At 49.3% G+C, this 14,602-nt stretch carries 8 protein-coding genes; 1 reads left to right on the top strand and 7 read right to left on the bottom strand.

Annotated features, from left to right (window positions below; all coding sequences use genetic code 11):
* Positions 1-27 precede the first annotated feature (27 nt).
* From ACTRXD_RS02715 to ACTRXD_RS02745, 7 genes are all read right to left on the bottom strand, one after another.
* Positions 28-2,280: a transglycosylase SLT domain-containing protein gene (locus ACTRXD_RS02715; RefSeq protein WP_442430309.1), complete on the bottom strand. Its 2,253-nt coding sequence runs from the start codon at positions 2,278-2,280 to the stop codon at positions 28-30.
* A 356-nt stretch (positions 2,281-2,636) separates the two neighbouring features.
* Positions 2,637-3,278 (bottom strand): HDOD domain-containing protein, encoded by a 642-nt coding sequence (locus ACTRXD_RS02720; RefSeq protein WP_442430310.1) that lies wholly within the window; start codon positions 3,276-3,278, stop codon positions 2,637-2,639.
* A 422-nt stretch (positions 3,279-3,700) separates the two neighbouring features.
* Complete coding sequence (locus ACTRXD_RS02725) at positions 3,701-5,548, bottom strand: PAS domain S-box protein (protein ID WP_442430311.1); 1,848 nt, start codon at positions 5,546-5,548, stop codon at positions 3,701-3,703.
* A 120-nt stretch (positions 5,549-5,668) separates the two neighbouring features.
* A complete protein-coding gene (locus tag ACTRXD_RS02730) occupies positions 5,669-7,132 on the bottom strand; it encodes a hybrid sensor histidine kinase/response regulator (protein WP_442430312.1) in 1,464 nt (487 codons plus the stop codon).
* Positions 7,129-8,415 carry a sensor histidine kinase gene (locus tag ACTRXD_RS02735; RefSeq protein WP_442430313.1) on the bottom strand — a complete coding sequence of 429 codons (1,287 nt, stop codon included), beginning with the start codon at positions 8,413-8,415 and terminating at the stop codon, positions 7,129-7,131. The genes ACTRXD_RS02730 and ACTRXD_RS02735 overlap by 4 nt, the downstream gene beginning before the upstream one ends.
* 280 nt (positions 8,416-8,695) lie before the next feature.
* Positions 8,696-9,259, bottom strand: coding sequence for a response regulator (locus tag ACTRXD_RS02740; protein WP_312646115.1), 564 nt, complete (start codon positions 9,257-9,259; stop codon positions 8,696-8,698).
* Positions 9,259-10,122, bottom strand: coding sequence for a hypothetical protein (locus ACTRXD_RS02745; RefSeq protein ID WP_442430314.1), 864 nt, complete (start codon positions 10,120-10,122; stop codon positions 9,259-9,261). The genes ACTRXD_RS02740 and ACTRXD_RS02745 overlap by 1 nt, the downstream gene beginning before the upstream one ends.
* A gap of 784 nt (positions 10,123-10,906) precedes the next feature.
* On the opposite strand from ACTRXD_RS02745, the gene ACTRXD_RS02750 reads away from it, so the two are divergent.
* The gene (locus ACTRXD_RS02750) at positions 10,907-14,365 is read left to right on the top strand and encodes an acyl-[ACP]--phospholipid O-acyltransferase (protein WP_442430315.1); all 3,459 of its coding nucleotides are present in this window, start codon (positions 10,907-10,909) and stop codon (positions 14,363-14,365) included.
* Positions 14,366-14,602 lie beyond the last annotated feature (237 nt).

Below are 14,602 nucleotides of genomic sequence, written 5' to 3' on the forward strand. Positions count from 1 at the left end.
GGTCAAACGAGGCGGACTATAATTCGTTCAACAAAACCTGTCAAGAGAAACACCTCGGCAGACATCCCCAAACAATGTCCGATAAATTCGATAACTTCCAAGTACGCGTTTCACATATCCACGGGTTTCTCGATATCCAATCAGCTCGATAAATTCATCCGGATCTCGGTGACCATTTTGCCCAATCCACCGTTTGACCGCCTGAGGTCCAGCATTATACGCGGCCACTGCATAAATAATATTCCCCTGAAATTCATTCAGTAATTGCCCCAGGTAATACGTCCCTAATTGAATATTGCGATTTGGCTCATCCAGGCCCTTTCGATCAGAATCGGACTCCTGTAATCCCAATTGACGACCAACTTTTTTGGCTGTCTCTGGCATGAGCTGCATCAGGCCAATCGCGCCAACGGGGGAGACAACACGAGCGCTATATAGGCTTTCTTCTCGTATAAGCCCCGCGACTAAAAACGGATCCACATGCTTTGGGGCAAACGATTGAATGACACTTTGGTAGCCCATGGGAAAAGCCCCCAACCAGGCGGCAGACGAGGAATGAAGCTGTCCTTTCCGCAACGTCCCGCCAAAATGACGAATAGATAATCGAATCCCGACGTCGTAGGCCCCAATTTCGCTTGCTAACGAGACCAATTGAGGAAAGGCTTTGGGATCCGCTCCGAAGCGGGCAAAAACAACCTCAAGCTCCTTGACTGCCTCCTTATACAGGCGAAGGGTTCGTAACTCTAGTGTTTTTTGATAATGGATATCCTGCTGAAGATGAGCTGGCGTCTCCACATTCATTATGTCTGTTGATGCCAACACCGCCCATTGTTTCGTCGAAAATTCCGTGGGACCGAGTCGAATCTCCGCCAATTGCCCGTAGTAGGTAAAGGGGTAGTCCTGGCTGAGATTTTTTAGACGTTCTCGCGCGGGTTCCATCTGCCCAAGACGTTCCTGGGCGCGGGCCAGCCAATAGAAAGCCTGTGAAGCCGCATGCAGAGAAGAATCGGTTTGGGGAGTTCCAACTGCCTGGACAATCTCCTGAAACATTTCAATGGCTTCAATGAATTGTTTCTGTTGATAATGAATCCACCCTACTCGCCAAAGCGCATCCAACCTCTGCGTCAGCGTGTGAGCCACAGCCGCTGCCCGCTTATAGGCCTTCCCAGCCTCTAGCCAGCGCGCATGATCTTCCAACCAAATGCCATAAAAGGTGAGGAGCAATGATTGCTGATCACCTGTTACTTTTTCAGTTGACAGGGCTCCGACAAGAGCCTCCAATTCTGGCCCTTTCCCCTGACGCAAATACACTCTCCCCAACCATACCCATGCATCATCTCTTCTGGGGGAAGAGGAACGCGATAGTGAGGTCAGAATCCCTTCTGCCTGGTCATACCGTTTTAAACGAACGAAGGCCATGGCCATGGTATATTGGACCTGAAAAAGCTGAGGAGTGGGAGGAGAGAGAGACGTAATGTGTTGAAATTCCTGTACGGCTTCTTCTAAAGCCCCGCCATTATATAATGCCATGCTACGCTTGTATCGCTCGTCTAGTGAGGGTAAAAACAAAGAACCCACCTCCCGGCGTAGCCACGACTCAGCCTGCACTCGCTCCGGGGCCAAGGGAAATTTCCACCATAATTCACGGAAAATCTCAACAGCCTTTTCACGTTGTCCCATCTGAGCAAAACATAGACCCATTTGAAAGAAGGCATTTGCAGATTTGGGATGGTCAGATTTTATACTGAGTGCCTGAGACCACATGGAGAGAGCGGCTTCACAATCCCCCAGGTTTGCCAAAACATCCCCACCAGCATAGAGTGCGTCAGCTCGAAGCAAAGAATCTGAAAAATGCTCACTAAACTGCTGAAATGCCTCTGCTGCTTCCTTCCCCAAACCAGCATGGGCGTATGCCTGCCCCATCCAAAAGGTGAGATAATCCCTCAGAATAGGGAAATCACGAAGAGAGGCTTGCAACAGAGTAATGGCCTCAAGAGGGGAGAATTCCTTGAGCCAATATCCATAACGAATCCCGGCATGTTTGGCCAAAGCGGAATTACCATTGGCTCCGACAAACTCATTGAAAAATTTGGCATGATCCAAGCGGGCTCCAGAACCAGTTCCGCTAGATTCTAGTTGTTCAAGAAATTGCGCGACACATCCTTCAGGATTTTGACACGGGGCGGAAGGAGGATCCAAGGAGACGACGGTCTGAGGAAGGAAAAGGATGCATCCTCCCACGATCACTCCGCCAATCAGATATATCGACAGAATCTTCATGACTCTCCTCAATATCATTATCTACCAGCTTACCCAGTAATCGTCATGCATACAATTACCAGAATGCCAGAAAATTTCAATCAGTAAAGTGATAAATCGGGTCGTCCGGGTGACTGACCTTCATCCCCCCTCAATTCGATAACACGGGAAGACACTCTTCAAACAAATCCTACACCCTCTTCTTGGCAATGGGAACCCAAAGAATTCCGGAATTTTGGACCAGACTAGAGAAAGAAAAAAGATGCGATTACGAGGCAAATGCTAACGAAGGGTAATGAAAAACATCTGCGAAAAACATAGAAGAGGCATTGGGGGTCATGCGAACCGTAGGACAATGAATTGAGCGATACGAGGGTTCAATGAATCGCCAGTTGGGGAATACTTGGCATCCAGCTTTGCCAAATCGGTAGATCTTCCCACAGACCTAAACGGGTTAAATAGGCTTCTCCTTCTCTCCCAATGACTCCATCCCCATCCTGAGCGATCCCTCCTCCCTCAACAAAATTTCCGGCATACACCGCCGTCAATGGGCCGAAGGTCGCATGGGGAACCTTCCATGGATCATCATGGAACGCCGCAATGGTCAGTAACACATCATCTATACCCCATCGCGCCAGAAAAGTGGCTCCACTTTCCCCGTGAGTATACCCTAAAACCCGTCTTTCCAACTCCGCCAAGCTCCCTCCTCGGCATTGAGATGTCTCTACAACCGTCGTAAATACCTCCGGATGCTGAGTCAAAAGCACAAGCATGCCAATATCATGAAGCACCCCTCCCACAAATGATTGCCAGACCATGCGTGAATTCGATTCCTGATTCAAGGCAATCCGTGCAGCCAGGTATCCCGTTCTGAGGCTATGCCGCCACAAGGCGGCAATACACGAAGGCTCTACCGCACATCCCTCGGATAAGAGAAACACTTCGATCCCAAGGTCTAACGCACGCTCCAGATCAACCGGAATCATTCCCGCATCACCCGCTACTGCCTGCACATGCATTTTCACCTCAAGGTTAAGATAAGGTGACGCTTGAGATGGAAGCTCATCAAATTTTGTATGCCTTCCCATCAGTACCCGCGGTGAAAAAGATCTGGCCCAGGGGGTCAGTGGCTTTCCAGTATGAAACGAAGACATCCGATTTTCATGAGTCCTTTCTCCCTCCCCCTTCCAAAAGTCATCATCGGTTTGATGCCAATATTCAATCACGTGAGATACTCCAGAAAACATAGAAAAATTGCAGAGGACTGAAAGTTTCCTCTCACCCCTTCAAAATTTTCTCGGTTTCACCAGACTGACTCTTGAGGTAGGAATCCATAAGACAGTCCAAGAAAAATGCCAAACAAAAGGAAGAGGCAACAGAACAACACAACGCTCATGAAGAGACGGCCAGAAAAAACGATGGAATTCGCTGGATGTAGAAGTTACAAATCGGGAAAATGAAAATTCCCTGGCAGGTCTAGAAAAAATGTGGCGCCTTGCCCCAGACCCTCACTTTGAGCGCGAAGGGCCCCGCCCATATTTTTTGCCAATAATGCACCGTGATGCAGACTCAAGCCCCGTCCTCCATTTTTGGTGCTATACCCTTGACCAAAAATTTTCGTAATGTCGTCGGGAGGAATCCCGCTGCCGGTATCCTGAACTTCCAAGCAAAGAGAATCCGGAGGGCCAATGATGAGCTTGATACGCACAATTAAGTGCCTCTGGGCAGCCGATTCCATGGCCTGACAGGCATTGCGAATGACATCCACTAAGATTTGAAGGAGTTGATGCTTATCCACGTTGAGCTGTGGCACCTCCTGAAACTCTTGAATCACCGCAACGTTGGTTTCCTCCAACATCTTTTGATTCACGGCCAGAGCTTCCGCTATCACCTCAGCTACACATACCTGTTCCGTCATCCCGTTGGGCTTAGCCAGATCCTGTTGAGCCGCAACACATTGCTGAGCATGCCCAGCATTCTCCCTTAAGCGCTCCAATTCCAACAATGCCACTCGCTGCTCTTCCTTCAATTGCCCCGATAATTTCCCCAAATAATGCGGTACTTGTTTCCCCTTGGGGTTTTGCGATAAGTACGTTCCAAGATCTTCACGATGCTTATCCAATAACTGTGAGATCCGACCTACATCCCCCACCATCGAATTTTTCAAAAGATCCGTAATGACCCCGATGGATACGTTGATGCTATTTAACACATTCCCAACATTATGCAGCACACCCGTCGCCACTTCGGCCATTCCCAACTGCCTTGAGGTTTCCATTAACTGCTCATGCAATTGCAGCTTCTCTTCTTCCATCCGTTTTCGTTCAGTGATATCCTGGGCAACACATACCAACCCCTGAAATTGCCCCTGCAAATCCTGCATCATCGAACCAGAGACGGAAATGGTAATTTTCTGTCCCTCATGAGTCAGGAAACTGGACTCCACACCACTCACCGATCCTTGAAGTAAAAGATTTTCTATGATAGCACCTTGAGAAAATTCCTCGCCAAAAATCAAGCCGGGCGACTGCCCAATGAGCTCATCCTCCTGATAACCCAAAAGGTTTAACAAAGAAGGATTCACTGCTCCAATGGTCATATCGGCGTTAATGACTAATAGAGAGTCGGCCATCGATCTGAGAATATTCTCAACATAATATCTGGAAGCTGCTAATTCGCCACGAGCAGATTGCAATGCCCCCGTCGCCTCTTCGCCATTAGGGGCATTAATATCAAGGTAGGGGGTAGAGGAACAACTGATTTCATTAGAGTCGGTTGCCCTATCCAACGCCTGCTGCACGGGATTCGGTAACGGCAGGCTCAAACAACTGGCTAATTGAAAGGCCTCTTCTCCAAGGAATGGGATCCGAAGTACCGCCCATTGCTCGGGCCGGCTCACAACCAGTCGATGGGGCCAGGATGCGCGATCAGAGGGAAGACAGAAGATGCACCGTAAGGTCTGATCACATTTCCACAGCCCCTCAGCCAGATCTCGCACGATCTCCCATTCCCCAGCACGACCCTCAATGACAACGAGTGCAAAGGGATTGTTCGCAGCTTGAGCCTCTGCGAACTTCGCTAATGCCTGAGGCCCCATTTCCACGCTGACAAGGGTGAACTGCGGTAAAGATGCCTGAGCACCGGAGTTCGCAATACTTTTGTCACTTAATAAGCTCTCTATCGGCCGGACATTCACAGACGGCGCAGACAACGCGGCGCGCAACAAGCCTTGGATTTCGGGATGCGTCCAAACTAGTAAAACAGGGCGATGCGCAGGAATCGGTACCATAAATTATAATGAAATTAAAAAATTTCTTCCCAATATCCACAAAGCAAATTTAAGCAATCTACGCTTCTCCCAATCGGTAAATCCCTGTGGGTCATCTTTGGAACTGCCCGTCAACTCTTCTCATCGCTGAATGGGGAGCGTGACTATAAAGGTTGATCCTTCTCCCAGATTGGAACGAACGGAGATGGCTCCACCGCACTGTTCGACAATACGTTGACACACTGCTAACCCAATCCCTGTCCCTTCGAATTCCTCTTTCCGATGAAGTCGCTTAAACATCCCAAAAATATTTTCGAAATGTTCTGGCGGAATACCAATTCCCTTATCTTGAATTTCGATTTGACAAAGTTTCCCATGCTGGCCTGAACCTGTGTGACGTCGATCCTGAATAATCGTTGCTGTGATACGAATGACAGGTGGCACCCCCGGCTGATGAAATTTCAAGGCATTGCCCAGCAAATTTTGTAACAATTGTCTGATTTGAATCGCATTTCCATAAATGATGGGTAATTTCTCAAGTTGAACGACAGCCCGCGATTCCTCAATTCGGGCGCCTAGATCCGATAGGATTTCCTCAACCAACTCGCGCAAGACAAGCTTCTCCTCCGCCATTTGCGGAAACTCGACCCTGGAATACACCAACAGGCTTTGAATCAGCTGTTGCATACGACCAGCCGCATTTTTGACGCGATCAACATACCCCAGACCATGAGTGGTAAGAGCTGATCCATACTTCAGCCGTAAAAGATCAAGGAATACCTGTATGGAATGAAGCGGTTCCTGTAAATCATGGGCTGCAACCGACGCAAATTGCTCCAAGTCGCGATTCGACCTGGCCAATTCATCGGTTTTGTGACGCAATATGACTTCGACCCGTTCCCGTTCATGAATTTCATTCAACGCATGGTCCCGAACAGCAGAAAGTTCGAGAGTGCGTTCTTCGACATCACGGATCGCGTGAGCTAACTGCGCCTCAACCGCTTGTCGCCTGAACAAAGCCTGCTCCAAACGACGGTTGGTTTCTTCTAGGAGGCCCGTGCGCGTCATGACGACCTGTTCGAGATCCTGAACCCGCAACCGGGCCTGCTGAGCCCAATGCCACTTCATCGTCAAAACTGAAGACAATTGCCACACCTCAATCGGATCAAAGGGCTTACGTAAAATTAATAATTGATCCCGGCGTCCTAATCGAGGCAATACCTCCGACCATCCACAATCAGGATAGGCCGTACACAATACGACCTGTACGTCAGAATCCTCATCCCAAATTCGCTCAACCGTTTCAAACCCGTCCCAGCCATTAGGCAATTGGACATCCAAGAACACCACCGCAAAGGGAGACCCCTCCGCCTTAGCTTGCGTGACCAGATCACGCCCTGACTCCCCATTGTCCACACAATCGAGATCGAAGGGTTCTTTTCCATGATGCAGGAAGGGCTCATCAAAAAGATCATGACTGCCCTCCGAGCACGAATCGGAAATGAATCTTATGGCGGGACACAGAATTTTCCGAAAATCCTGTAAAACGTTCGGACTATCATCAATCACTAAGATCCGTCGATTAAGAGTACAGACGGGATTCATGTCTGTCCTGCCCCTACCTCAACCGGAAGGATCAGTGTCAAGGTTGCACCGGCGCCAACCCCTTCGCTATGGGCCTGCAACAATCCACCCATACGATGAATCTTGACCATCGAACTATGCAGACCAATCCCATTGCCATCGTGTTTGGTCGTAAAACCGCGAGTAAACATTCTGGCCAAATGTTCAGGCGCAATTCCCATTCCCGTGTCTTGAATTGTGATGACAACCGAAAAACCATCTTCTGTCCGAACTTCGACTCCTATGGTGAGCTGGTGGTCGACTCCGTCATTTGATTGCATCGCCTGTTTAGCATTTCGTAGCAGATTCACGAGAATTTGAAGGAGCTGATGCCGATCGGTTACAACAGCCGGGACAGGCTGATAGTCTCGTTGGATCCTTATCCACTTCGCATCCCCAGGTTGAAAACTTAACTCCACCGCTTGATCGAGAATTTCCACCACAGAGAGAGCCTCACTGGTGCCCCGAGACTTCGCCATCGTCTGATGTGAAATGATAATTTGTTTCACGTGATCAATATTGCGAACCAGGCCTTCCAATTCTTTTAGCACGTTCTGTTGCTCTGCTATGAGGTGGCTCCCCAATTTCATAATCGCCGGCGGAATCCGCTTTCCTTTTGAATCCTGAGTGAGGAAAATTTCCCAATTCTCATCATGCCGCTTTAACAGTTCCGCAATTCGATGAACCAAAATCACTGAAGACTGATCAATCAACTCATGGACCACATGCACCGCCACATTGACGCTATTAAGCACATTACCCACATTGTGCAACACGGTTGAGGCCACATCCGCCATCTCAATTTTATAAGAGGCATCTTCCACCTGCCTGCGCAATTGCTCCCGCTCGATCAAGCCCCGACGTCGAACCAACCCCTCTTGAATGGCCCAGGGAATCGCGACACCTGCCATATGCTCATTTACCAGCCAATCAATAGCCGTTTCGGTTATTCCCTCCCCCTCGTGAATATCTTCATGAATCAATCCCAAAATAAACGCATTGCCACAGGTTTTTTTGATATCGCGCGCAATCTCCTCACCCCTTCGCTTCACGCGACAGTCCACCAAAATGAGATCAAATGGGTTGTCAGAGTCAGAACAGAAGGGATGCACTGAGGTATAGTCAAGCCAGGTGATCTGAAGCATGGAACCCCGAGAAGCCAACACCCTTTGACAGGATGGGGAAAGATCCCTTTCCTGAAGTCCCACGATCCCCACACGAAGAAGCGGAAATTCTGAAAGCACCTGCCGATTAGATTCCGACATGCCCTGGGCCATCACATAAAGGGAATAAGGAGAGGAGGTCACTCATGAAGGAGAAATAGCTCAAACATAAAAAAACAGCAGTCTACGCTGGACGGATGAAATTCCGCCCTGAACATCCATGGTATTTCATTCTCAGGAACATGCGAATTAAGGCTTCCCTGACTTGCCGACATATTGCGCACACTGTAAAGAGAGACCATCCCCTAATCCACAAATATCCTTCCAAAAAAATTAATATCCCATACGCACGAATTTACAAAATATGAGAGATGCACTTACTTCAGTGGGCTTTGATTGTTTCCTCGGCCCGTTCTTCTGCCCATTTGGCTAATAATTCCAACTGCGACTTTGCTTGACGCGATTCCGCCCAACGTTTGGTAAGGGAATTCGCCAACTGCCAAACTTCAATATTATCAAACGGCTTTCGCAAGATGAGGAGTTGGCCATTGTTATTCAATCGTTGAATGACATCTTCCCATGCATGATCCGAGAATGCCGTACAGATCACAATCTGCAAATCAGGATCTTCTTCCCACAGATGCTCCACAGTCTCTACGCCATCCCAGCCTGGAGGCATGCGCATATCCACAAAGGCAACCGCATACGGCCGTTCAGCCTTCATCGCATCTTGCACCATCCGATGTCCCATTTGCCCTTGGTCCGCAGTTTCAACTTCAAACTTCTCAACAATTTTTTGTTCTTCCACATCATCAAACAATTCGGCCCGAACCTCTTGAAGCAGCGAGGTGTCTAATGATCTCTCAAGAATTTTTCGAAAATCATCGTGGATCGCCACATTATCATCAATCACCAAAATACGCCGGTTGCCTTGTTCCTTCTCCATTACCGTTCTCCCTCCATGTGAATAACTGGCAAATCAAGAGTAAATATTGCTCCCTGCATTGGACCGTCACTCCACACCCGCAGCGATCCAGCAAGCTCTTTGGCCGCTATAGCACTGGCATGAAGATTCGGCAACAGGTCTGATTGCTCCCCCGGCGCCTGCGGGAAAAACACCCGCGTGAGACAATCCAAAGGGATTCCGCTTCCAGTATCAGCGACCTGCAAGCGGACAAACCTTTCGCGGTCCGGGCAGGGCAACACAGATAGAGTGAGGCGATGGGTACGGTCGGTTATCTTCCGCATCCCATTGATCGCGTTCCGGATCAAATTCACCACAATACAGAGGAGCTTGGATACCTCCAGAATACCTTCGCCAACCATTTGATACTCCCGACACACTTGGACTCCCATCCGATCCAATTCACCCTGATGAGGAGCCAAAGCCTCATCCATAATCGTTGCAAACTGAATGGTATCTTTAAATCCCCCGACCCGAAGGGGTGCTTGCCCAACCGTCAGAAAATATTCCAATTGTTCAAGGTGATAATTGAGTGTGGTCAATTCTGTCAGAGTGTCGAGGTGGTTCTGTGCCAATTCCTCACTCAACTGCCCCAAGAAATGTGGAAGTTTTTTCCCTTTGGGATCCTGAGTGAGGTACTTCCCATATTCATGGCTATGGGCCTCCAACATATCTGCAACCCGCCCAACATCTGCCACATGAAATTCCCGAAGCCGATGGCTAATAAGCCCGGCAGAAACATGTATGCTATTCAAGACATTTCGCATTCGATGGAAGATGGACTCCCCCACTGCTCCCATTTGTCCTTCAGAAACCCCTGATGATTTCGTCTGAGCCGTCATCACGAAAATAGTCGTCGAGGTCCCTTTACCGAGATGGCATTTAAATTTATATTGCGAAATCTATTGTTTCTACAGCGTTTGCACGAATCCCGGTTATGAAAACGGAAGAGAACATGCCAAAACATCTCAACCGAATCCTTGGCGCGGCATATGGAAATGAATCGGCTGTATACGAAGGAACCTTAAGAGCCTTGGAAGCTTAACTCGCATGTTCCTGCATCCTGAGAAAAGCCGATTCTCAAGGGATGGAGGTTAGCCTTGAAAAAAAAGCACCTGCTGCATCTGGCCTACGGCATGTACTCTCAGAACGGTGAGAATTTCCGAATCATTTAAAACGGAAGTATCCCTTCACGAGAAGTATCGATCGAAACTGCACATAGGTACTGGTGTGATTTCTTTGATAAGATGTGTGGCCACCAAGGATCGAACCATGATTTCGCCAAGTCACAACAAAGGATAAAATACATGGATCAAAAAATGATTGACGGGGAAGGATAGTTCCTACAAGATAACTCAACTTAGCTATCTCGCTTTCCCAAAAATGACTTACCCCCTTTTGAATTCTCAGAGCGGTCTTGACTTCTTTTTACGGGGAAATAATAGAAACCATGCTACCATTGAACCATCTCGGGCTCAGGGTTTACCCAAATTCTACAGCCCTTGGGGTCCTATTCCGGGCAACAACCGACAGATAGTTTCGGTTCCGTCATGAAGCATATTTGTCTAATATCTCCTTGAACTCAAGGATAATTGAAGAAAAAACCAATACTCACACCTCGTAATCCCGGTGACTGAATCTTCCTCAGCTTCCCCACCACCTGCAGCTCAGTCTGCAGCTCTCCGCGGCCTGCTCGTCGCGCAATTTTTTGGAGCCTTTAATGATAATGCCTGGAAACTCATTGTCGCCCTCCTGGCTATTAAACAAGTCGGCGCCTCGGTAGGTGCCTCTGGGCCGGACTTTGAAGCAGCCTCCCAGACCACCACCACACAAGCCTTTGTGATCTTTACCCTTCCCCTGATGGTGGTTTCGGCCTTTGCCGGAGTCTTTTCCGATCGGTTCAGTAAGCGAACCGTCATCGTCGTCATGAAAGCCGTAGAAGTCTTGTTGATGGGAGCCGGGACCGCAGCCCTTTTTTGGAATCCGCTAGGTGGAGTCCTCCCTCTCCTGGTACTAGCCGCAATGGGTGCCCAAAGCGCCCTTTTTAGTCCTTCCAAATATGGAATTCTTCCTGAACTCCTGCCGCACCATCGCCTTTCATGGGGAAATGGTCAACTCGAGATGTGGACCTTCATCGCCATCATTGCAGGGACCGCATTGGCAGGTCCCTTGCTGGACCTTTCCGGCCAAACTCCATGGCTAACAGGTTTAGTGCTTATGGCGTGCTCGGGAATAGGTTTATGGGCTTCATTGTTTATTCCCACAGTCCCACGGGCTCGCCTTGAGGGCGGAGTGCGAGAAACCTGGATAGCCGCCATTGAAGCCCTTCGGTTAGATCGAGTCTTGAAATTGGGCATCATGGGGGCCATGGCATTTTGGACGTTGGCCAGTTTGGTTGGGCAGGATGTGTTGATCTACGCAAAAGCCGTCCTTCAATTATCTGATTCTCTTTCAGGGCTGCCCCTGGCAGCCTTCGGAATCGGAGTTGGCATTGGCTCCCTGTTGGTCGGAAAACTCTCAGCGGCCAAAGTGGAATTAGGTTACCTTCCCTTGGGAGGCACCGGGATAACCGCCAGTCTTTTCGCCTTAGGGTTTGGGGAGCCACAATTAGGAGGAACCCTCATGGCCATGGGATGCCTCGGCCTCGCCAGCGGATTTGTGGTGGTCCCGCTCAACGCTCTCATTCAATGGCGATCCCCGGCTGATCGACGAGGGGCCGTGATTGCCTTTGCCAACACCCTGGTCTTTGGGGGAGTCCTTTTGGGATCTCTGGGATCAGGATTCCTGTCAAAGATCGGGCTTAGCGCCAGCAATATTTTTCTCGTATCAGGCATCGGGAGCGCGACTCTGACCATTTGGGCGCTTCGGGTTCTTCCCGAAATGTTTATTCGGTTGATGTTAGTCTTGTTCACCCACACCATTTATCGACTCACCATTACCGGACGGGATCGTATTCCGCAAAAAGGCGGGGCACTTTTGGTGCCCAACCATGTCTCCTTCATTGACGGACTGCTCCTACTCGCCACCACCGATCGCCCTATTCGATTTCTCGTCGACCAACATTATTATGACCATCGCGTGCTCCATCCCTTTGCCAAAATCATGGGGGTCATCCCAATTTCCTCGAACGGATCTCCCAGAAAAATTTTACATGCGTTACGGCAAGCAGGACAGAGTCTCGATCGAGGCGAACTAGTCTGCATTTTTCCAGAAGGCCAAATTACCCGTACCGGTAACCTCTTACCCTTTCGATCGGGATTCACCCGTATCGTCAAAGGCCGGAATGTCCCCATTATTCCCATCAACATCGACCGTATCTGGGGGAGTATCTTCAGTTTCATCGGTGGACGATTTTTAGCAAAATGGCCGACCTGTTTCCCCTATCCCATCACGCTCTCTATCGGCGATCCCCTTCCCTCAACCACATCTGCTGAAGAGGTGAGGCAAGCCGTTCAAGAATTAGGAGAAGCCGCATGGCGTTTACGAAAACCCAGCCGACGCCCTCTCCATCACAGTTTTGTATGGTCCATGCGAAAACACCCTTTTCGCCTCATGTTTGGAGATGCGATTACACCTCACGTGTCCTGCTTCAAGGCGCTGACAGGCGCTATTGCCTTGGCAAGAGCACTCAGACCTCGCTGGGAAGGGCAACACACGGTTGGAATTCTGCTTCCTCCGAGTGTGGGCGGCGCACTCGCCAATGTGGCTGCGACTCTTTCGGGAAAAACCACCGTCAATTTGAATTACACCCTTGGGGTACAAGGGTTGGAGGCCACCGCCAAACAAGCCGGATTAATAACGGTTCTCACCAGCCGCATCTTCTTAAAAAAAGCCAAAGTCGAATTTCCGGCTTACCTTACTCCTGTCTGGATCGAAGAGATTCGAAACACGATTAATTTGCAAGCTCGGCTCACCGCGGCGTTGTTAGCGCTCTTCGCTCCAATCCGGATGTTGGAGCGTCACTGTGGAGCCACAATACATCCCTCTATCGATGATATCGCCACCATTATTTTTAGTAGCGGGAGCACGGGAGAACCTAAAGGCGTCCTGCTGAGTCATTTCAACCTTGATTCAAACGTGGAGGGAATTGCCCAAGTCCTGCACCTGGATCACAATGACCGACTTTTGGGGGTTTTGCCGTTTTTTCATTCTTTCGGATATCTGACCACACTGTGGTTTCCACTCATCCATGGAGCCGGCGTGATCTACCATCCCTCTCCCTTGGATGCCGGGCCCATTGGAGACCTAATCCACCAGCATCGAATCACCATCCTCTTAACGACCCCGACTTTCCTGCAATTATATCTTCGCCGCTGCACCCCGGAACAATTCGGTTCCCTCCGGATCGTACTCACAGGCGCAGAAAAGTTACCCGACCGGCTTCTAATCGCATTCGAAAAACGATTTGGCATTCGTCCCATTGAAGGATATGGAGTCACAGAATGTTCGCCCGTGATTGCAGTCAATTGTCCAGATTTTCGAGCTTCGGGGTTTTTTCAATCCGCCTCCCGGCGGGGGACGGTCGGACAGCCACTTCCAGGCGTGTCTGTCAGAATTGTTGATCCTGATACTGAGCAACCGTTGCCGATTGGCACCCCGGGTATGCTCTTAGTCAAAGGGCCAAACGTGATGGATGGGTATTTAGGCCGTGAAGATTTGACAGCAAAAGTGATACGACAGGGATGGTACACTACCGGAGATATTGCGGCCCTGGATGAGGATGGGTTTATTACGATTACCGATCGCCTATCCCGATTTTCCAAAATCGGTGGCGAGATGATCCCTCATGGACGGGTTGAGAATGCGTTACTGGAAGCATCAAACGCCGAAACCATGATTTTAGCTGTCACCGCCGTACCTGATGAACGGAAAGGGGAGCAGCTGGTCGTCTTACACACCCTCGAAGAATCGGCCATTCCGGAGATCTTGGAAAAGGTCTCGGCTAGTGGATTGCCCAATCTGTTCATTCCCAAACGGGATAATTTTATCAAAGTAGATCATATCCCCGTATTGGGAACTGGAAAATTGGACTTGCGCACCTTAAAACTACTGGCACTGGAAAAACTATCAAATGCACAACTTCCTTAATATCGGTCAGTGAACGTGCTCCCAATTGGCTTCATCTTCGGATAACTCATAAGCACAAAGTGGCAAAAAAATGACTGTCCAAGAAGTACCTGTAAACACTACTGTCCGGTTAACTGAGTCGCCTTTCGGCCTAAGCGCATGAATGAATTACATGTTTTGGCAAATTTGGATGGTGTCGACTTGAACGGCGACCCGCCTTCAGGTGATTGTCCCCCGGGTAACCCCCGGAGGATTCAC

It is taken from the genome of Nitrospira sp. T9, from assembly GCF_052156535.1.
Taxonomy (GTDB): Bacteria; Nitrospirota; Nitrospiria; order Nitrospirales; family UBA8639; genus Nitrospira_E.